This is a genomic window from Caproicibacter fermentans, assembly GCF_014303955.1.
Lineage (GTDB): Bacteria > Bacillota > Clostridia > Oscillospirales > Acutalibacteraceae > Caproicibacter > Caproicibacter fermentans.
In genome coordinates, this window is record NZ_CP060286.1 from 1577007 (window position 1) to 1597223 (window position 20217).

Consider the following 20217-nt stretch of genomic DNA (forward strand, 5'->3'; position numbering starts at 1 on the left):
TTATGTTTTGTGTTGCGCATCCGGCGAATGCTCCGGAAGAGACGGGCAGCAATGCCTGCGCCGGGCGCAAAGCTCGCCGCCGGAACACAGGCGGTAGCTTCCTCCGCCGATTTTCAGCGGCCTTCCGTTTACCAGGCAGTCCGCCAGCTTTTTGCGGGCTTCCCCGTAAATTCTCTGCACCGTGGAACGCGCGACTCCCATTTCTCCGGCAGCCTGTTCCTGGCTGAGGCCCTCCCAGTCGATCAGGCGGATAATTTCGTATTCCTCCACCGTCATCAGAAGCGGTTCCCCCGCTTGGGTTTCTGTTCCATCCGGACGAAACTCGCTGACCGGCGGCATACAGCAGACTCGTCTGCACTTTCTGGGTCTCGGCATCGTCTCACCTCCAAACCGGACAGCAAAATCATATTATGTATCATTATATCAGGTATTCGCCGTTTGTCAAAAAATCCGGCCGCCGCCGTGATCATCGGCGGTAAAAATGAAACTCCGCATACAGGCGGGCCATCTGAGCAAGGTACGTGCGAACGAGCCTGCCCACATGGACCGTCGTATCGTAATCATCCTGCCAAGTCACGGGAATCTCGCGGATGACGATTCCCGCGCGTTCCGCACGCAGCAAAAGCTCGGCGCAGTAGAACCACCCCGGGGTATCGCTGCAGTGCGGCATCAGGCTCTCAATCGTTTCTCTTCGAAAGAATTTAAAACCGCAGAGGGCATCGTCTATCTTCATGCCGAAAAGCAGCTTCATCATCAGCCGGAATCCATGAGAAGTCAGGTTTCTCAGTGGTTTGCGCCCCGTCACGACGGAGTCCCGGCTCAGACGCGAGCCGTTGACTATCTGAACCGCCGGATCGTGAAACGCGCGGTCCACCTCTTTCAGGTGGTCAAGGCTTGTGGAAAGGTCGATATCCATGTACCCTACAATGTCGCAGGTATTCTCCCGAACGCCCGCCCTGAGGGCCAGACCGACACCCTTTTCCGCCAGTCTCAGATAAGAAACACGGTCGTAAATTTGCGTCAGTTCCCCGGCGATTTCCGCGGTGCCATCCTCGGAACCGTTGTCGACAATCATCAACCGGTACCTTCCCGCAAAATTCTGTTCCATGTATTCGACCGTCTTCATAATTCCCTTTTTCAACCGCCGTTCTTCGTTCAGCACGGGAAACACAATCTGGATTGTCCTCATCGCAGTTCCCTCATTTCAGTTTCTCAATCGATGAAATCAGGTATTTCTGCTTTTTAAACACAAGGGAAAGGATCAGCTCCAGATACTTGATAATGATAGTCTGAATGCCGAATACGCCGAAAAACCCGGCGGAAATCATACCCATCAGGGGCGCCCACCCCCTCGACGGGACGTTTTTGCCCGAAATAAACGGCGACCGTATAAGCCCCGGTTCCCAACATGAACAGGGCCATTAAAATACAGAAAACAAAAGAAATTTTGTAGGCGAGATCCGTAAAAAGGACCAGAGAATCCATCGCCATGTTTCGCCTATTTTTTCGCTGTTTGGAATTAGATTTACGAGATGGGAGCATTCGATTTTCATAGAAAATATTTGCCATTTTCAAACCGCAGGAGGAATAAACAGCTTTCCGGTAGAATACGGTCTGACCTATGGCGTCAACGCGGTTAATCGTTCTTCTTGATAAAAGCCGAAAATATTCGGTTCCCAGTTTTTGGCCGCTGATGGAAAACAGGTTGAAAATCCGATAAAAAAGCATCGATTTTCTTCCTCGCATGTTGCGGGGCCGCGCATTGACAATATCGTAGCCGGACAGTGCCTTTTCAAAAATATCCGTCATCAAGGACAGGTCAAAGTCCACCGGGATCCTGTCGAATTCAAAGACAAAATCTCCGATGGAAAGGTCGACTCCCGCTTTCATCGCGGCCTCCATTCCGTGGTAATATCCCATATTGATCAAACTGACCGGGCAATCATTTACTTTTGCCGCGAAATCTCTGATCTGTTTCAGGCTTTCATCCGTCGAATCGTCGTTCACGCAGATCAATTCATATTTCACGAACTTTTCGCTCAGCAGTTCATGGATTCCTCCAAGCTCGTCCTGTATGATGTCCGCGTCATTGTAGATATAGATCACCACAGACACAAAATTATTCTCCCTCGCCGCCATGAAATAACACCTCGTCCAAATCGTATATTGTATTGACTTTACCGGAAAGAACGCTGATAAAAGTGGGATTGACGGAAAAAGTGCGGATTACAGTGGGTCGTGAATCGTCAATTTCGGAATCCATTAACACCGGCTTCATGGAGTAAAGGCTTTTCCGGTACTGAAAGCCGTATTCGCTTCGCAGATATTTATGTGCAAGGCCCGACATATAGCTCCAGGCGCTTGGCGGACTGGCCGGGCAGGTATTGCAGTTTCCAAGCTGCTGTGGGGAACATGTGCCGCGGCTGGCCTGCTGACAGGGAAACGTCGGCACGGAATCATAATTTGTCATATGTGGGGTAAACGTGACCGACGTCAGAGAATGATACCCGGTTCTGCCAAACGGCATAATGGAAAAGAACGGGCCGTCCATAACCGTTATTCCCACGTTTTTCAGTTTTTCATCCGCTCTGCACAAAATGATTTCGCACAATTCATATTTTGCCTTAAACGGCTCATAATTCAGCTTTGCCAGAATTTGATTGACCGAAGCATAGGTCGTATTCAGCACAAACGCGCTTTCCAGGTTGCTTCCATCGGCAAGAGTCATCCGGTAACAGTCGTTTTCCTTTCTGAGTTCCTGAATCCGGGCGTGATAAATCACGCTCACACTATCTGTTTGCCCGATTTCATGAAGAAAATAATCTCTCAGCATCGCGGCATCAAACGTATACTCTTTTGTCAGAAAGGCTCCCTCACAAAGGTTTGGTTTAAAAAATTTTTCAGGTTCCACCCGCTCGCAACGAATACCGGCACTGTGACAGAATTTTTGAAACTGCTCGGCGCTTGTCCACGAAAACGAGGCGGATATCGCATAAATTTGGTCAAAGGTTTTCAACAGACAAAACGAATAGTCGCGGCAGAACCGCTCAAAATAGGCTGCCGATTTGGCGGCTGTGGAAAACGAACGCGGATAATGATACCCCATATGCACCCGCGCCTGATTGATGAAAGTGGCTCTTTGAAATGCCGCATCCTCATATTCCAGCACAACCACCCGTTCGCCCCTGCTTCCGCATTGCAGGGCCGCGTAGAGTCCGTAGATTCCCCCTCCGATAATGATGCGGTCATAAACCATGCTCCCTCTCCCTCCCTATTTACCCGAAAACGTTTTGCAGCAGATTCATCGATTGAAACACGGTCTGCAGATCTCCGGGGTTTTTCATTTCCAGTGAAACATAACCGGCATACCCGTTCCGCCGAAGCAGGCGCATCAGTTCCGCGTGTTCCGGGCGTGAATGAACCGGCCCCAGCCCAGGCTCGCTGATGTGAACATGATGGACCAGCGGCAGAACGTACGCAACCGCTTCCGGTTCTTCGTGATTTTCCAGCATTGTTCCGAAATCCAGGTTAAGACGGAATCCCGGCGAGTTCACGCGTTCCACCAGCTCCGCCGCCTCAAGGGTCGTATTGATAAAATTGGTTCCGTAAACGGCGGGATTTGCTTCCAGCGAGATCACCGTACCGTTTTTCAGGGCATAGTCTGCCGTCTCTTGAAAAAAAGCCACTGCGAGCGGGTATTGACCGGCGCTTTGCATCACACGGTTGCGGGGGCAGCCGAATACCAGATTCATGCAGCCGCATGCCGAAGCAAAATCGATTGCGCCGCGCGTATAATCCATCAGGGTTTCCCGTTCCTGCCGCGGCCCAAACAGATTCTCCGTTCTGCCGAACCAGATGGACTGCATGGAAACAATCCGGAGTCCCCGGCGTGTTTGCAAATTTTGAGCAAACAGCGCCGCTTCGCCGGCTTTTTCATAAACAGGCATTGTCAGAATCCGTGTTGGAGCAATTTCCAAACCGGTAAATCCAAGCCGGCTCATTTCCGAATAAACCTCTTCATCCTGCTCCGCCTTCCAGGCGATGTTGGAAACAGACAATTTCATTGCGGCCGATACCTTTCAACAAAATTTTTAATATCGCGCATGACGTACTCGCGGTCAAAAAGATAGCCGTTTTTACCGCCCCATTGATTTGCGTAAATTGTTTTGAACCCATAATCCGGAACTGCCTTTGCAAGCTCGTTATGAAACTCCCTTCCCGTCACAAACCGATACAGGTCGGAAATGCGCACCGGTTCCGTTGCAAGATGAATCAGCGGCAGCCGCTCCTCAAGCGCGCGCATGAGATGTCCCCACAGACAGGAAAGCGGATAAAACTGAAACATTGCCCGGCTGTCCGTAAAATTGACCGCACTGAATTCCAGCCGCTCAAACATGGCTTTCAACATTTTCCGATCCTCCGCGTTCATTGCTCCGCACCGGTAAAAGCCGTTTCCCTGATCCTGATAAAAATCACGCAGCCGGGGTTCGCGGGCGGACAGCTCCGTGAATTTGCGGTCCGTCAGCAAAGACGGGATCACATGAATCAGGTCAAAAATAAAGTTCTTCTTCAAATGAACACCGTACAAGCCGGGCAGGCGTACAATCAGGCAATCCCTTCCGCTTCCCCTGACCAGCTGCTCCAGGTGGAATCGGTTTGATCCGTAAGGGGACAGCCCGGACAGGCTCACCGCGCTTTTTTCATCCACTCCCCTGGGTTCCGAAAAAACGTCGATTGTGGAAATCAGGACCAACCGTTTCGGGTCAATCCGTTCAATGTTGGAAAACGCTTCTTCAACGTCGGCGAGGTCGCGGTCCGGGAACCGGTCCGCAAGAAACTTTTCCGCACGTACGCCCGCGTAAACCAGCAGGTCCGGTTTCGTTCCGTATGCCTCCCCAATATTACCGGAGTGATAAAGCCCGCCGAAAAAGCCCCGTGACTCCGCAAGCAGGTTGGAGCCGACAAACCCCGTATCGCCCACCAGACTGTTCATTTCGGCGTTTCCCCCTTTCCCCTGCGATCTTCATTCGGCATGCCGGAACCTCTCTGAACTTCAAGAATCACCAATTCCTCCGCCGCGCTGACGGAATGCGTGGTACCCCGCGGCACCTGAACGCAGTCGCCGGTCTTCAGCGCCCGCTCCCGGTCCCCGATTGCGGCCCGGCCGCTGCCGGAAAGAACGGTCCACAGCTTGTCCTGGTTCTGCCTGCAGACCGGGCCGAACGCGCCCCCCGCCCGAACCCGTACTTTGCGGATCATGGTATAATCCCGGCTATCTCTTGAAAAATCAAGGACGGATGCCGTGCCCCAGCTTCTTTCCTCAAAAACGGGCCTCGGCTCCAGCCGGGTGACAAATTCTTTCAGGTGCTGACTTCTGTTTTTATCCGTCACCAGAATCCCGTCGCTGCTTGCGACAACCATCAGGTCTCTGATTCCCATGGCGACAACCGGGATATTGGTTTCGTTCAGGATATTGGACCCGATACACTCCGGATCCATCATACAGTTTCCCCAGCTTGTGCGATCCATAATCTCCGAAACCGCGCCCCAGGTTCCAAGATCCTTCCACATGCCGTCAAAAGGGACGACAACCAATGAACTTGATTTTTCCAGCACCGCGTAATCAAAACTGACGGCGGGCAGCTTTCCGTACCGGGCGCACAGGGCGTCATACTCCTTCGGCAGGCGCAGCTCGGACAACTTTTCCAGAACACTGCCCACCCTGAGGCAAAACACGCCGCAGTTCCACAGGGCTCCCTGCCCAAGCAGTCTTTTTGCCTCTTTTTCATCCGGTTTTTCATGAAACGAATCAATCGGCAGGAAATCTCCGGCCTTGCCCTTTGGAAGAATATAACCGTATTTTACGGACGGGCCGGTCGGTTTAACACCCATCAGAGCAATTTCGGCTCCGCTCTCGGAAAGCGCCGCGGGCAAACGGCGCACCGTATCAAAAAAGGACTGCTCGGTATACGGGTCCACCGGCATAACGCAGACAATGTCGTCGTTTTTTGCATGCAGTCTGCTTTTTAAATACGCGCACGAAAGGGCCACCGCCGCGAACGTGTCGCGGCCCTCCGGCTCCAGGGCAATCCGTACCTTTCCCAACTGGCCGGAAAGAAGCTCGGCCTGCGTTTCGTCGGTGCAAATAACACAGCAGCCGTCCAACTCCGCCCTGCGGATCTGCTTCCAAACGCGCTGCGCCATGGAACAGGGCAATCCGGTTTCTTCATCCGTCAGGATTTTCAGGTACTGTTTTGAACGCATCGGTCCGGAAAGCGGCCAAAGGCGTTTTCCGGAACCGCCGGAAAGAAGAACGGTATACACTTGTTTTTCATCCTTCCCCAGGAAAATTTCAGTAAAAGGAGTCAGCGGTGATCGTCTTTGAAATGAGCGGGTCCATTTTTCTTTATTGGGCTTTCCGGAGTTTCGGCAGCGGAGGGCAGTTCCGCGGCAGCGCCATCTTCGCGGCTGTCCTGGTCTGGTCCGCCGTATGACGCGCCAAAGTCGGATTCATCCGGTTCTTCGGCGGCACGGGAATTTCCTTCCATGCTGAGTCTGATTTTCTCGGCGTTCTGCTCGAACCGTTTTTTGTTCCGTTTTGCCTGAATCAGCAGATACAGGCAAAGAAGGATCAGAACGAGAATCAACCCCGCCGCCCACACCGGTATGCCCGTGTACTTTTCGATCAGATATTTGATCCGTTCCCAGGACAGAGGCACCTTTTTCTGGGATTCCCCGGCGCCTGCCCCTATCGTATACCCCGTGACATGATTCTGCGCGTCAACGACGCTGAGCTCATCAGACAATTTGTTAATTCTGGAGCTGTCGCTCAGAAAATCCTGCAGATTCTTTTCCATTCCCTTATCATAGGTAATCACATAGATTTTTTTATAAAAGTTCCATGGTGACCGGATGACCTGAAACACGATTTTATTCTGAAGCGTCTCGGCGGTCAGCGTCAGCCCATTCGCAATGTGAAACGCGCCGTCCTGTGCCGGCACGACGCCCAGCGCGGCGGAAACCTCCTCCGGCAGGCTGACTTTATCGTTGGAACCGATAAAAATCATGTTCTTTTTTTTGTCCTCCTCCGTAATCTTCGCCGCGGAGGAACAGAGGGAATAGTCAAACGTCTGTCCGGTTTTCTGGCCGACCCTGACGGACAAAAGGCTCATCACGGTGAGGTTATCCGGGCTGGAGTCGTCCGGCATGGAGACCATCACGTCTGCGGTATTGTCCGCGGAAAACGTGGGGAACGACGGAAAATTCAAAAGCGTCGGAGTCACGCCGGCGCTTCCGGGCTCAAAATAAAGTTCGGAATCCTTGTTGATCACGGTCCATGCGGTATCGTACCAGTCCTTGGAGCAATCGATTTTCCCAAGATAGTTGTATACGTCTATTTTTACGCTGATTGTTTCCTGTTTCAGCGCTTCGGCGGGAATTCCAACCTTGATGTTGCCCGAATCCGCGTTGGAGGAATTCAGTTTCACGCTGCCGCAGGCCGTGTCGTTAATATAAACGGAAAGGAGAGAGCTGTCGGGCATTAACGCTTTGGAATGCCGGAATTTTATATTGACGTAGGAAGCGGCGCCGCTGCTGACATCGCTCGGCTGCATGAAATTCATGGTTGTGGTCTGATGAAACGCCCCGGCCAGGTTGACATCGTCATAGCCAAAATCCTGAAATGTATAATAACCGGAGTCGTTCGGCTTTATCCCGGCGGAGATGTCCGAAACGGCGGATTTGACCGTCAGGCTTTTTCCCCCAATTTGATTCAGGTACGCGGGAGCCGAAAAAAAGTCCACCGCCTTTTTAAGCCCTGCTTCGTCCCTCCCGGTAATCAGGGCGTTTTCGCCCTTAACCGACAGAAAACCTTCGTTTTCCGCAAGGGCTCCCGGCAGGGTCAGATTCGCGTTCCCAGACCAGTTCTGCAAAATTCCCAGATAAATTTTATTTTTGATGTTCGGGTCGGCGGGTTCGGATTTTGAAACTTTAAAATCAAGAAGATTTTTCCATCGGCTGCTGCATCCGATGGCGGACGCCGCTTTCAGCATATATGTAATGTCAGTTGTTTTCGGATTCGACGGCAGGACGAATTCGTTTTTTAAGCTGAATCCGTCATCCAGGTTATCATAATAATAGGAATAAAGATTTCCAAGATTCGGTTCGGCATACCGAGAGATTGCAAGGTGCAAAAAAGAATCCGGGTCAAACCGCACCCAGTTGGAAGGGTTATCAATATCCGCGCAGTCGCCTTCAATAGACCGCTGCGCGGTGGTAATCGTCAAGGTGTTGTAGCTGCCGTCTGTTTTTAAAAGGGAAACAGGAACGGGAATTTTCCACCACGATGCCTGATTTTTGACGACACTGAGGATCCACTTCGTATCGAGGTTTGTTCCGTTGACCGCAATCGTGATGCTGGAACGGTTTTCAAGCAGGGTGCTGGAAATATGCAGATCAAGGTTCAGATAGCATCCATCCTGCAGCACGGTCCCGTTCGGTATCCGGAATGTGTAGGACGCGGTATTCCTCGGCATGCTCAGGTGGACCGTCTGGGAAAACAGCTGAATATCCGCCGAATCGCTGTTCAGGCGGTTCAGTTTCCCCTCCAGGACAAGTTCGTCCGCTTTCTGTTTTGCCGCGTCGGCCTCGGCGGTAAGGCGGTCGCCCTCTTCCTTCTGCTGCCTTTGCGTTTCATTGAGCGCCGCGGAGGAAGTTGTTTGTCCCGCCCCGGCCGCAAAGCAGGTCACCGGCAGCTCCGTATACAATAAAGACACCAGCAGGGATAAAATGACAAGCAGTTGAGCAGGATATGGTTTTTTGACCTTGTGCATTTTTCATTCCTCCAGACATTTTTGACTTTCGAACAAATAAGCTCCGCCTTTGCCTCATTACTACAGAGATCAACCTGTGTTTTCCCCTTCGTTTTCCGCTGCCGGTTCATCCAGACCATGAATCGTCTTTTCCCAGTAAAACGGCTTTCGAAGCAGTTGGAACAGGGCTTTATAGGCGGCCACACTCATTAAGGCCCAATAAGCCGGAGTCAGCAAGGCGTATTTGATTAAAGAATAAGAAAAGGACTGCTGCTTTTTTAAATTACAGTCTCGAATGACGGAATACATGCCGACCATATTGATGTAGGTAAACATAAAATTCCCGAAAATCAACTGGATCATGGAAATATAGTAAAGGAAACCCGGGAACAAATACTGGATCCACCAGGCCTTAGTTGCAAACCAGAGAATCATCATCAGCCAGAGGAACGGATTGATCAGCGGAAGCACGGGCGTGCCGAAAACCATCGCCTGATAGCCGATAAAGCCGCGCAGCCCCAGTTCACGAAACAGCTGCACCGGATGCCTCATGTGAACAAACCAGGTCTGCATGTAGCCCTTGATCCAGCGCGAACGCTGCCGCGTCCAGTTTTTCAGATTCGAATTTGCCTCTTCCCAGGTTCTGGAGTCCAGCACCGCGGTTTTATACCGGAACTTGAACAGCCTTACGCCCAGATCGGCGTCCTCCGTCACGTTAAAGGGGTCCCAGCCGCCGACTTCCCGCAGAAAGCTCATTTTAAAGTGATTGGAGGTACCCCCCAGCGGAACCGGGATATCCATCTGCATCACGCCGACCAGAAGATTTTCAAACCACATGCTGTATTCCTGCGTAAAGAGCTTCGTCAGAAAATTCTGATCGCTGTTGTAATAATTCAGCTTTGCCTGAATGCAAACAAATTCCTCCGGCAGCATCTGAAAAGAAAGATATGCTTTTTTCAGCTGGTCCGGTTCCGGCCGGTCCTCCGCGTCATAAATCACCACATATTCTCCGCGCGCCTGCAAAAGCCCGTAATTGCAGGCTTTCGGCTTTGTCTGCGGCTGTGATTTTGGAACGATGATCGGAGAAAACTCAAACGGAATGTCTCCCGATTTCTGAATCGCCCTTACCGCCTCAATCGTCTGCAGGTCGTCCTCTTCCAGCAAAACGCGCACGTCCAGCTTATAACTGGGGTAGTCCATTGAGGCGATGTGCCGCAGCAGCGTTCTGATCACCTCGGTTTCATGATAAACCGGGATCAGAACCGTATACACCGGAAGGTCTTTTTCGTCGATCTGTTCCAATTCTTCCCGTGTAAATCGCAGCTGGCTGTTTTCGTCCTCTCCCCGCAGAACCAAATAGAGTTTCAGAATCGTCATAAGCGCATAAACGATCTGTATCGCCATGTTAACCACAAAAAGAGTCGCGAACCAGTCCACAAGAATCCCGACCAGTATCGCTATCCCCAGCACGATCAGCGTAATCAGCTGCGGAGTACTGAATGTAACAATCGCGGAATTCTGCGGCTGGTTGTCGTACAGGTCGAAAACGCTTTTGTGCCGCTCAATCTTCTTATAACACCGATCCCATAAATCGCTCATTTCCTCCGGTGTGGCCAGAACCTGTTCGACCGGTTTTCTGAGGAAGGAGGCGATTTCGCCGACCGCCGCATCGTCCAGGCGATTCGGCACAGCCAGCAAAAAAGCATCCTTCCATTCGGATACAACGATCGCTTTGTGCTTATCCGCCAACCGATACGGCAGCTTACGCACTTTCGCAAGATCGACCTCGTCCCCGAGGCGCCCCAGCTCAAATTGGTTTGCAAGCTCCCGACAAAGGGTTTCCTGATCCACATACCGCAGGAAAAGCAAAATATCGCCCAGCCGGCCGCCGCTCCTCCGCTGCATATTAAGCGCGTTATTAAGCTGCTCCTGCGTCAGAATTCCGTCGCGAAGAAGAATGTCGCCCAATCTGCCCTTATCGCGGCTGTGCTTCTGAAGCGTCTGTTCCAGGGAATCCTGAGACAAAAAGCCGAGATGGACGCAGATGCTGCCGATTCGGCCGCCGTTCTGCTTTTGGTAGTCCAGCGCTTTTTCCAGCTGATCCCGTGTAATTTTCCGGTCCTGGATCAGCAGTTCGCCTAACCTGGAAAACTGATTCTGATAGATAAAATCGGAAAGCTGGTATGCTGTAAGGTACCCGTACCGGATCAGGCAGTCTCCCAGCAGGCCGCCGTCCCGCTTTTGGAGCTCAACGGCGGTATCCAGCTGCTCATCCGTAATATATCCGGCCTGTACCAGTCTGTCTCCCAATCTGATTTCCGGTTTGTTCATCCTTTAGCACCGCCTTTAACCGGTTACTTGAAACAGTTTATAATCCCCGAAATCGTATACTTCTCTGCACCAGTCGGCGCCTTGGGCATACAGATTCGGGTAGGCAACGTTAATCGCATCGTAGTTGCTGACTCCCTTCGGGTCCGGCACCAGTAAATACTCAATGCCGCTGCCCACCGGGTCCGCCACACATTTTTCAAAATCCGGGCTGCTGCTTACCACCAGATTCTGAAAATTGTTCACATTGAGAGCAACGTTATAGGTGGTGAATACATCCGTCAGGACTCTTTTGTCCGGCAGCTTGTCATTGATGTAATCGGCGATTTCCAGATTTTCCTGATAAACGTGCGTCCCTATTTCCTGATCGACGATACTGCTGTCTTTCAGCACGTTATTCAGCAGCAGAACGGACAGAACAAGGGAACAAGGGAGCAGTATTTTGAAAAGCAGTCTGCCCTTTTTCTTAACCTGTTCGGCCTGCCGTCCCCGCCGCGCGGGCAGTCCATAAGGCTCAGGCACGGTTTCATTTTGGAAAGTCGACATCTCGTAAGGCATCCAGGCGACGCAGGTCGGAAGGCTGTAGCAGAAATAGCGAAGCCATCCGTAAGAAGTTCCTTTCCAGTACATTAAAATATGAAAAGAAAGAAGAGACATGACAAGGAAAAAAAGGCACAAAAAATCGTAGCGAAAAAGAGTTCCCCGAAACACGCGGACAAAAACGATCGTAAGAAAGAAGACCAAAAACGGCATGGCTCTGAACAGCACATACTGCGTCAGGGCCGAAAATGTCGTAACCCCCGAAGCGAAGGCGCTCTGCCCCGCGTTGGAATAGCCGGAATTTAAAAAGTAGAGAGGATTTCCGGTAATAACAAGACATAACAGAATCCACACGATGCCGGCGTAAGCCGCAGGAGTATAAAGGGTTACCAGCGTACCTTCAATATAATGAAAACGCTCTCTTTTGGCGTTACCGACCAACCAGTACGGTTTTTCGCGGGGGTTATACAGAATGTTCAGAATGATGCAAACGCCGATTCCGACCGCAAACGGAATCGCTTCATACCGGATTAGAAAGCCGCCCACCAAGCCAAACGCCATTTTAATGATATAGCTGCCGGTCCCGTAGGTAAACCATAAAGTCAGATTACAGATACAGTAAACCAGAAAAAAAATAAACATGCCCTCGCTCATTCCGTTCGACCCATAATAAAAAATATAGGGGTGCAACGCGTAACAAAGTGTGATGAGCAGGGAATATCCAAATGAAATGCGGAATTTTTGAAATGTCTGAAGGAGGATCATGGCGGTAAGGGCCGCAAATGCCGCGGATACAATGTCCCCCGCCACCGCGCGGGAAGCCATCGGCTTCCAGACGGTTGAAAGGGCAACCAGCGGAATTTCCAAGAGACTGGGCAACGGATTCCAAATCAACCCCATAGAACTCAGGCGCGGGGGGGTTACAAACAGAACATAGTAAGCGTTCGCCACCCGGCTCATGGCATCGCCGGGCAGAATCTGCTCATAGATCCCGCGGTATGCCCCGTAAGCGGCCTCCGTAACAAAAATCATTACAGTGACCGCCGCGATCCACAGCCGTTCAGAAAGGATTTTTCTTTTTTTATTATCCGTCATCAACATTTTAAATCTCCCAGGGCGTTGGTAAAAATTGTTATCTTTTTTTATTTTACTCTATAATTACAAATATTTCCATATAAACAATCGCTTATTTTCCAGTATTTGAATTATAGCAAAAGAATCAATTTTTGTCACGAATTTTTTCTATCATCATCCATCAATCTTATCATGACAAAGGATTCCCTTTGTTTTGCTTCCCCGGTGACAAGCCATCTTGAACCACCAAAAGGCCCGCGCCAGATATTTTACTGTTTCCCGTCAAGAGGACAATAAAAAACTATTTTCTTTTATATTCTCTCTGGTAACTTTAACCTTTTCCTCAATCGTTGCTTTCGACTTGTTCGGCATAGAAATACTCCCTTCATGATGTACAGTGTTTTTCCTTTTCACTGTCTCTCATAAAGGGAGCATATCAATATCACGGGCGCGGGGCCTCGCAATTTTCCATTTTTATATGACCTTGAGCCGCTTCCATTTCCCTTTTGCAAAGCGAATGAGAAAGACGATCGAGCGGACGATCCAGTCGATAAACATGGCCAGCCACGTTCCTAAAAGCCCGAGGCCCAGATACAGGCTGAGCACATAGCTGAAGCCGATCCGGAAAACCCACATGGAAATCATCGAGGTCGCCATCGTAAACCTGGCGTCTCCCGCCGCGCGAAGCGCGTTGGGAAGCGTAAAGGAAACCGGCCAGATTACCGCGTTGAAAACCGCAAAATAGACAAGGATCTGAGCCGCGCTGCCCGTTGCATCGGCGCTTAGATTGAACACTCCGACAATCGGTCCCGCGAAGAAGAACAGGAGTACATTCAAAACGCCCATGGACAGGTACGCGGCCTTCATCAGCCGCTTGGTGTACGAAACGGCGTGGTCATAATCCTTCGCCCCGACGCACTGCCCGACCACCGTGATCAGCCCAAGCCCGATTGCCGCGCCCGGAATGTTGGAAAAACTCGAAACGCTGTTCGCGATCGCGTTGGCGGCGATCGCGGAGGTTCCGAATGAAGTGATCAGATTCTGAACAAACAGCTTGCCGACCTGAAACATCCCGTTTTCCAGCCCGTTCGGAACTCCGATCCCAAGAATCCGGCGGATCATATCCGGATGAAATTCAAATTGAAAGATTTTTTCAATGAAAATTAAATTGTCCCTGCCGCGAATCAGCACAAGCATGAGCACCGCCGCGGCAATTCTGGAAAGCAGGGTCGCCGTGCCGGCCCCCGCGACGCTCCAGTTGAATCCGTAAATCAGAATGGCGTTCCCAACAATATTGATCAGGTTCATTAAGATGGAAACCATCATGGAGATGCGGCTGTTGCCCATCGAACGGTATAACGCCGCCCCGGCGTTATAAATCGCCAGAAAGGGATAGGATAACGCGGTAAGGTAATAGTATACCTGCGCGTTTGACATGACATCCGCTTCAATTCCGCCGAACACAAACCGTAAAATCTGCTGGCAGAAGATGACGGAAACCACCGTGATGCCGATTGCCAGAACCGTGATGGTATATAAAAGCTGTTTTGCGGACCGGCAGGCGTCCTCCCGTTTCTGACTTCCAAGATACTGCGACGCCACCACGGCCCCCCCGGTTGCCAGAGCCGCGAAAATCTGAATCAGCAGCGTGTTGATCGCGTCGACAAGCGAAATTCCCGAAACCGCGGCCTCCCCCGCGGTCGCAACCATGACGGTGTCGGCCATGCCGATGGTTACCGCCAGAAACTGTTCAATGACCAGCGGCCAGATCAGCCGCACGAGTTCCTTCTTCGAAAAGGGTTCCCTTTCTATGTAATCGCTTTGCGTAATACCGTTCCCTTCGCTTCTTCATAATTATTTAACCTGTTCTTAACATTTGAATTATACCATAGATATCCGCGATTTCAAACAGGCAAAGACCCGAATCGGCCATGATGCGAAAGTTTTTCGGCAACGGCTCAATCAAATGTGCCAAGAATCAGGTCAAGCGCAAGGTTCAGACCGCTGTGCAAACTGGAAATCTCTACCCATTCCGAACGGGTATGCGCCCCGTCCCCCGCATAACAACCGACGCACACGCTCGGGATTCCCATTGATAACGGTATATTGCAGTCGGTGGAGCCGGAATGGAACAGCGGCTCGCTTTGATAATAGGTTCTGACCGCTTGGGCGGCTTTTTCGGACAGCGCCCTCTGCTTTTCCGCATCGACATCCCCCATGCAGGGCCGTTCGCCGATCCGTTCGACATTGACGGCAATCCCCTTCGCACGGTAGGCCTCGATCACCGCGCGGAAGTGCCGTTCCATCGCCTCCAGCCCCTCCTGCCGGTCGGAGCGGAATTCATAGAGCATCTCCGCCTGCTGGGCGATCGTGTTGACGGAGGTTCCGCCCCGGATTGTCCCCACATTGTAGGTGGTTTTTCCTCCCTTCGGAGGAACCATAGTGTACAGCGTTGAGATCATGGAAGAGAGGTATGCAATGGCATTGCGGTTCCCGAATTTCGCATAGGAATGCCCTCCTTCGGTCAGGACCTCCACACGGTAACGCCGCGACCCGACCGAACGGTTGACAACGGTGCTGTTTGAACCGTCAAAGGAATAAAACTCCTTAATTCTGCTTCCGTAGGTTTCCATGATTTTGCGCGAGCCCTTCAGGTTGCCAAGGCCCTCCTCCCCGGAATTCATCACCAGCAAAACCCCATGCTCTTTCGGCGAAAGGCCGTGCTGCGCAACATATTTCGCCGCCATCAGCAGAGCCGTCAGGTTCGCCGTGTCGTCCCCGATGCCCGGCGCCTTGATTTTACCATCCTCCACCACAACCGGCAGTTCATCCGTATCCGGAAAAACGACGTCGGTATGGGCCATAAAAACAACCAGCGGATTGTTTTCCTTGCAGCCGATGGGATAAACGACATTGAGGGCGTCGTCGATAAAAACTCCCTTCGCGCCCTGCTGTTCCAGCCAGCTTCTGCAAAACTCCGCGCGCTTTTCCTCGTGATTGGACGGGGCGGGGATTTTTGCGATGGTTTTCAGAAGTTCCAGCGCCTCTTCCCGGTTCCGCGACACTTCGTCCAGAATTTCCCGATTCAGTTTCAAACTCATCTCTCCTGACTTTTCTCTTATTCCAAAGGCCCGCGGGCAGTCTCGCCTGCGGGCCTTTGCCTTGTCAATGATTCGCCATCCTGTAAATCCGGTACACGTCCTCGCGGTCCAGTTCACGGAAATGTCCTATTTTCCTCTCGCCGCGGAACACACAGCGGTCGGCAAGCTCGCGCAGCGTCTCTTTGCTCTGCACCCCGATGCCGAGGCTGGAAAAATCGACGGGCATATCCAGGGATTTAAAATAGGCGACCGTTTTTTCAATTCCTTTCAGCGCCGCCTCTTCGGTCCCCTCTCCGCCGCTCACGCCCCAGACATTGCGGGCATACCGGGCAAAGCGCTCCGGCTTGGTTTCATAGCAGTATTTCGCCCACGACCCCCAGACGGTGGAAAGGCTTGCGCCGTGCGCCGCGTCAAACATCGCGCTGAGCTCGTGCCCCAGCTGGTGCGTCGCGAAATCCGTCAGGGCACCAAGGCCGGTCAGGCCGTTGTGGGAAACGCTGCCCGCCCACATCAGTTCGCTCATCGCCTGATACCCGTCGGGCTTTTCCAAAGCCTTCGGGCCGTTGCGGATCACCACGCGCAGCAGCGCCTCCGCAAGCTCATCCGTCAGCTCGTTCCCCTCCGTCGGGGTAAAATAGCGGTCCAGCGTGTGCATCATAATATCGACAACGCCGCAGGCAATCTGATATTTCGGAAGCGTAAACGTCAGCTCCGGATCAAGAAACGCAAAGCGGGGGCGGTTGTAAGCCGTACTCAGTCCGCGCTTCTCGCCGGTTTCCTGATTGGTCAGCACGGCGGAATCGCTTGTCTCGCTCCCCGCTGCGGAAATTGTCAGAATCACGCCGACGGGCAGGCTCCCTTTCGGTTCCGCCTTTCTCAGCCAGAAATCCCAGAGCCGGGTTTCGGGGTGAGCGGCGCCGAGGGCAATCGCCTTCGCCGTGTCAATCACGCTCCCTCCGCCAACTGCAAGAAGAAAATCCGCCCCGTATTCCAGCGCCAGCTTCACGCCCTGCTCCGCCAGATCCAGACGCGGATTCGGCTTCACGCCGCCAATGCTACGGTACTGCAGTCCGCCTTCTTCCAGCGTGCGGCAAACTCTGGAAAGCAGTCCGCTCTTTTCCGCACTGTGTCCCCCGTAAACCAGAAGCACCTTACTGCCGCCGAACGCGCGGATTTCAGCCGCCGCATCCCGCTCGCTGCCGCCCCCGAACACTACTTTGGTCGGTGAATAATAAGTAAAACCGTTCATGTCTGTCTCCTTTCCGTGATCCGGATTCCGGTTCATCTTAAGTTAGTATAACACCTTTTCCGCCGCCTGATAAGCCAGACAAAAAGAAAAGGCCCTCTGTCCGCAGACAGAGGGCCGCATGCCTTTATTCTGATTCGAGCTCGCACAGCTCGCAGGCAACCTTCGCGCCCAGCGCCGCGTTGTTGTAAACCAGTTTAATGTTGGCTTCCAGGCTTTTTCCGCCCGTGATTTTCTGGATTTTGTCCAGCAGGTACGGGGTGATCTCCTTCCCCTTGATTCCCAGCCGTTTGGCTTCTTCGCAGGCTTCGTCAATCGAACGGTTAATGTAGTCCGGATCCATGGCGTATTCCTCCGGAATCGGGTTAGTCACCAGCAGGCCGCCGCCCAGATTCAAATCCTGTTTTGCGCTGTAAATACGGGCCAGTTCGTTCGGCGTATCCACACGGTAATCCACATGAAAGCCGCTCGTGCGGGTGAAGAATGCCGGAAGCTCCTCCGTCTGATACCCTAAAACGGAAACGCCCTTGGTTTCCAGATACTCCAGCGTCAAGCCAAGGTCGAGAATCGATTTTGCTCCCGCGCAGACAACCATTACCGGGGTTTCGGCCAATTCTTCCAGATCGGCGGAAATATCCATCGTGACTTCCGCTCCGCGGTGAACCCCGCCGATTCCGCCGGTCGCGAAGACCGGGATACCGGCCAGAGCCGCAATAATCATGGTAGCGGCGACGGTCGTCGCCCCGTCCTCCCCGCGGGCCGCCAGGACCGGCAGGTCCCTGCGGCTCGCCTTGGTAACCGCAAGGCCCTTTTTGCCGAGGTAGGTGATTTCTTCCTCTGTCAGACCCGCGCGAAGCCTGCCGCCGATGACCGCAATCGTCGCGGGAACCGCGCCGTTGTCGCGGATGATTTTTTCCACGTTCATCGCCGTTTCCACGTTCTTCGGGTACGGCATTCCGTGGGAAATGATGGTGGATTCCAGCGCCACAACCGGTTTTCCGTTTGCAAGCGCCTCTTTGACTTCCGGCGATACAGTCAGATATTTTTCAAGTGATTTCATTTTACTAATCTCCTTTTCTTTCAGTCATACAGTCATAATTCGGAATGGTACTCACAGCCGGTATTCTTCGACGCGTTCAGCCGGTTCAGGAGGGATTCCCGATTCAGCTCCGGACTGACGGTCTGCGGGCTTTCAATGCAGACGGAGGCGGCGGCCAGACCGGCTTCAGCGCATTCGCGCAGTGAAAGTCCCTGAATCCAGCCCCATGCCACGGCGGCAAGGAAGCTGTCGCCGACGCCCGTCGCGTTGACCACAGACGACGGAAAGCACGGCAGCCGAAAGCGTTCGCTGTGGTCCGCACAGTAAACGCCCCGGGTTCCCAGCGAGAGGAACACCCGCTCGAGGCCCGTCTCCAGCAGGATCTCCGCGGCCTGTTCCAGGGATCGGTCGTCCGTGATTTTCACGCCGCTGAGCAGCTCTGCCTCCAGCAGGTTCGGCTTGAGCGTGTGCAGATGCCCGAGCAGCCCGGAAAGCTTGCCGGCCTTCGCGGCGGACACCGGGTCGCAGAACAGCGGGCAGTGAATATTTTCCGCCAGGTAGCGCACCGTTTCCGCCGTCAGGTTGGTGTCCAGAATACATAGTGCCGCGTTTTCAATCAGATCCGCCTTTGTCTTTAAATATTCAGGCGTGAGCTTCTCATAAATTTCCATGTCGTTAACGGCCAGCTCCATATCCCCCGCATCATCCGTGAGATAAAGGTAAGTGGAGGTCGCTCCGCCCGGAACAGTCAGGGATTCCGAAAGGTCAAGCCCTGACTTACGGCATCCGTCCGCAAGCTGCGCCGCGTACGCGTCGTCCCCCAGCGCAGTGATAAACTTTACTCCAACGCCCAGCTGCGACAGATTGACGGCGATATTCCTGCCCACCCCCGCCGGACGAAAGGGTCACGCGCCCCGGGTTGGAGTCTTTGGGGATCAGAGCCCGGAACGGCTTGCCGCCGATGTCGATATTTGCCCCGCCGACAACAACGGCGTAGGGGTCCCGCTGCAAAATGTAGCCCTTGCCGCGGATCAATCCCTTTTTCATCAGGTTGGAGATGTGAACCGCGACGGAGGAACGGGTAATTCCCGCTTTTTCCGCCAGCTCCTGCTGCGAAATCAGCGGATTGTTTTCAATCCAGTGCAGAATCTGCCGTTCCCGCTGTGTAATCATTCTTCTGCCCCCAACAAATGTTTATATATGTAATCTTATGCTTACACGTTCATCTTAACAGGAGGCAGAAGAAAAGTCAAGATCCCGATTGAATTTTTTAAAACAGGACAAATGTCCTTTTATTATGTTCCCGGTTTGATATAATAAAACCAGAAGAAAATTATATTTAAAGGAAAAGGGGCACCGGTATGAATCTTTCCGAAACCCTCGGATCGGAGGGCAAAGCGCTGCGGGAAAAACTGGAACCGATGATAAAATCCTTTCCTTCCGCCGCTTCCGTTCTTCCTGTTTCGCTGACCTCCGGAGAAGCGTTGATCCGCGAGGGGGATCCCTGCGAGCGGGTTTATCTGCTGCTGAGCGGCCGTGTTTCCGTCATCATCAGCCTGCCCCGGCTTTCCAGCTATACGGTGACGGAATTCAGGCCCTTTGAGTTTTTCGGGGAATACGAGCTTCTGGCGGGGAAAAACCAGTATCTGGCCGAAGTCAGGGCCGTCTCTCCCTGCCGCCTTCTCTCCTTTTCGGCGCGAACCTATTTGCAGTGGATGAAAAGCGACCCCGAATTCTATTCCGAACGGGTCCGCAGCATTGTGGGCGCACTGCTGGATCAGGCGGTCAACGAAAGAACCCGCCATTTTCTGGACGCGCCCGGGAGGGTCATGCAGGTGCTTCTGCGCGCTTATGAAGCGTGCCGGGACCCGCAGGAAAGCGTCAGGCTGACTGTGACCCGTGCGGAAATCGCGGAGCGGACCGGGTGCAGCGTCCGCACCGTCAACCGGGTGATCCGCAGCCTTGCGCAGGCAAAGCTGCTGGACGTGACGCACGGCAAGATCAGACTGGACGCCGCGCAGCGGCAGGCGCTTCTGCGTGAATTCGATCTTCGCCTTCAATAGGTTTGTGAAAAGTTTT

The 20217-nt window shown here is 52.8% G+C and carries 17 protein-coding genes; 1 reads left to right on the forward strand and 16 read right to left on the reverse strand.

Translation table 11 applies throughout. The annotated features are described in order from the left end of the window. The 16 genes from HCR03_RS07800 to HCR03_RS19760 all read right to left on the reverse strand — a co-directional run bounded on the left by HCR03_RS07800 (position 1) and on the right by HCR03_RS19760 (position 19311). Positions 1-375, reverse strand: a complete 375-nt coding sequence (locus HCR03_RS07800; RefSeq protein ID WP_066649438.1) for a DUF134 domain-containing protein — start codon at positions 373-375, stop codon at positions 1-3. 91 nt (positions 376-466) lie between these two features. Next, positions 467-1189: a glycosyltransferase gene (locus HCR03_RS07805; RefSeq protein WP_187037490.1), complete on the reverse strand. Its 723-nt coding sequence runs from the start codon at positions 1187-1189 to the stop codon at positions 467-469. A gap of 53 nt (positions 1190-1242) precedes the next feature. Then, positions 1243-2115 carry a glycosyltransferase gene (locus HCR03_RS07810; RefSeq protein ID WP_187037492.1) on the reverse strand — a complete coding sequence of 291 codons (873 nt, stop codon included), beginning with the start codon at positions 2113-2115 and terminating at the stop codon, positions 1243-1245. Between the two features lie 4 nt (positions 2116-2119). Then, a complete protein-coding gene (locus HCR03_RS07815) occupies positions 2120-3256 on the reverse strand; it encodes an FAD-dependent oxidoreductase (RefSeq protein ID WP_156989743.1) in 1137 nt (378 codons plus the stop codon). A 19-nt stretch (positions 3257-3275) separates the two neighbouring features. Next, complete coding sequence (locus tag HCR03_RS07820; RefSeq protein WP_187037494.1) at positions 3276-4064, reverse strand: sugar phosphate isomerase/epimerase family protein; 789 nt, start codon at positions 4062-4064, stop codon at positions 3276-3278. Further along, positions 4061-4993 carry a Rossmann-fold NAD(P)-binding domain-containing protein gene (locus HCR03_RS07825; RefSeq protein ID WP_187037496.1) on the reverse strand — a complete coding sequence of 311 codons (933 nt, stop codon included), beginning with the start codon at positions 4991-4993 and terminating at the stop codon, positions 4061-4063. The genes HCR03_RS07820 and HCR03_RS07825 overlap by 4 nt, the downstream gene beginning before the upstream one ends. Further along, complete coding sequence (locus HCR03_RS07830; RefSeq protein WP_187037499.1) at positions 4990-6324, reverse strand: sugar phosphate nucleotidyltransferase; 1335 nt, start codon at positions 6322-6324, stop codon at positions 4990-4992. The genes HCR03_RS07825 and HCR03_RS07830 overlap by 4 nt, the downstream gene beginning before the upstream one ends. A gap of 41 nt (positions 6325-6365) precedes the next feature. Continuing rightward, positions 6366-8831 carry a cellulose biosynthesis cyclic di-GMP-binding regulatory protein BcsB gene (locus HCR03_RS07835; RefSeq protein ID WP_187037501.1) on the reverse strand — a complete coding sequence of 822 codons (2466 nt, stop codon included), beginning with the start codon at positions 8829-8831 and terminating at the stop codon, positions 6366-6368. Positions 8832-8900: 69 nt separating this feature from the next. Continuing rightward, positions 8901-11141 carry a glycosyltransferase family 2 protein gene (locus HCR03_RS07840; protein WP_187037503.1) on the reverse strand — a complete coding sequence of 747 codons (2241 nt, stop codon included), beginning with the start codon at positions 11139-11141 and terminating at the stop codon, positions 8901-8903. Positions 11142-11156: 15 nt separating this feature from the next. Further along, on the reverse strand, positions 11157-12779 hold the full coding sequence (locus HCR03_RS07845; RefSeq protein ID WP_187037505.1) for a hypothetical protein: 1623 nt from the start codon (positions 12777-12779) through the stop codon (positions 11157-11159). 447 nt (positions 12780-13226) lie between these two features. Beyond that, positions 13227-14531, reverse strand: a complete 1305-nt coding sequence (locus tag HCR03_RS07850) for an MATE family efflux transporter (RefSeq protein ID WP_228725150.1) — start codon at positions 14529-14531, stop codon at positions 13227-13229. Between the two features lie 179 nt (positions 14532-14710). Then, positions 14711-15847 (reverse strand): M20/M25/M40 family metallo-hydrolase, encoded by a 1137-nt coding sequence (locus HCR03_RS07855; RefSeq protein WP_407926844.1) that lies wholly within the window; start codon positions 15845-15847, stop codon positions 14711-14713. Positions 15848-15917: 70 nt separating this feature from the next. Further along, the gene (locus HCR03_RS07860; RefSeq protein ID WP_187037509.1) at positions 15918-17102 is read right to left on the reverse strand and encodes an iron-containing alcohol dehydrogenase; all 1185 of its coding nucleotides are present in this window, start codon (positions 17100-17102) and stop codon (positions 15918-15920) included. A gap of 124 nt (positions 17103-17226) precedes the next feature. After that, positions 17227-18159: a pseudouridine-5'-phosphate glycosidase gene (locus HCR03_RS07865; protein WP_207727272.1), complete on the reverse strand. Its 933-nt coding sequence runs from the start codon at positions 18157-18159 to the stop codon at positions 17227-17229. A gap of 32 nt (positions 18160-18191) precedes the next feature. Then, complete coding sequence (locus tag HCR03_RS07870; RefSeq protein WP_228725151.1) at positions 18192-19025, reverse strand: carbohydrate kinase family protein; 834 nt, start codon at positions 19023-19025, stop codon at positions 18192-18194. Continuing rightward, a complete protein-coding gene (locus HCR03_RS19760; RefSeq protein WP_228725152.1) occupies positions 18916-19311 on the reverse strand; it encodes a winged helix-turn-helix transcriptional regulator in 396 nt (131 codons plus the stop codon). The genes HCR03_RS07870 and HCR03_RS19760 overlap by 110 nt, the downstream gene beginning before the upstream one ends. Before the next feature lie 188 nt (positions 19312-19499). On the opposite strand from HCR03_RS19760, the gene HCR03_RS07875 reads away from it, so the two are divergent. Further along, positions 19500-20201 (forward strand): Crp/Fnr family transcriptional regulator, encoded by a 702-nt coding sequence (locus HCR03_RS07875; RefSeq protein ID WP_187037511.1) that lies wholly within the window; start codon positions 19500-19502, stop codon positions 20199-20201. The last annotated feature ends 16 nt before the right edge of the window (positions 20202-20217 follow it).

Excerpts from the sequence above, each read along its gene's own strand:
- HCR03_RS07800 (WP_066649438.1), bottom strand. The coding sequence starts at position 375 with ATGCCGAGACCCAGAAAGTGCAGACGAGTCTGCTGTATGCCGCCGGTC.
- HCR03_RS07820 (WP_187037494.1), bottom strand. The coding sequence starts at position 4,064 with ATGAAATTGTCTGTTTCCAACATCGCCTGGAAGGCGGAGCAGGATGAA.
- HCR03_RS07845 (WP_187037505.1), bottom strand. The coding sequence starts at position 12,779 with ATGTTGATGACGGATAATAAAAAAAGAAAAATCCTTTCTGAACGGCTG.
- HCR03_RS07805 (WP_187037490.1), bottom strand. The coding sequence starts at position 1,189 with ATGAGGACAATCCAGATTGTGTTTCCCGTGCTGAACGAAGAACGGCGG.
- HCR03_RS07865 (WP_207727272.1), bottom strand. The coding sequence starts at position 18,159 with ATGAAATCACTTGAAAAATATCTGACTGTATCGCCGGAAGTCAAAGAG.
- HCR03_RS19760 (WP_228725152.1), bottom strand. The coding sequence starts at position 19,311 with ATGATTACACAGCGGGAACGGCAGATTCTGCACTGGATTGAAAACAAT.
- HCR03_RS07815 (WP_156989743.1), bottom strand. The coding sequence starts at position 3,256 with ATGGTTTATGACCGCATCATTATCGGAGGGGGAATCTACGGACTCTAC.
- HCR03_RS07875 (WP_187037511.1), top strand. The coding sequence starts at position 19,500 with ATGAATCTTTCCGAAACCCTCGGATCGGAGGGCAAAGCGCTGCGGGAA.
- HCR03_RS07835 (WP_187037501.1), bottom strand. The coding sequence starts at position 8,831 with ATGCACAAGGTCAAAAAACCATATCCTGCTCAACTGCTTGTCATTTTA.
- HCR03_RS07860 (WP_187037509.1), bottom strand. The coding sequence starts at position 17,102 with ATGAACGGTTTTACTTATTATTCACCGACCAAAGTAGTGTTCGGGGGC.
- HCR03_RS07825 (WP_187037496.1), bottom strand. The coding sequence starts at position 4,993 with ATGAACAGTCTGGTGGGCGATACGGGGTTTGTCGGCTCCAACCTGCTT.
- HCR03_RS07840 (WP_187037503.1), bottom strand. The coding sequence starts at position 11,141 with ATGAACAAACCGGAAATCAGATTGGGAGACAGACTGGTACAGGCCGGA.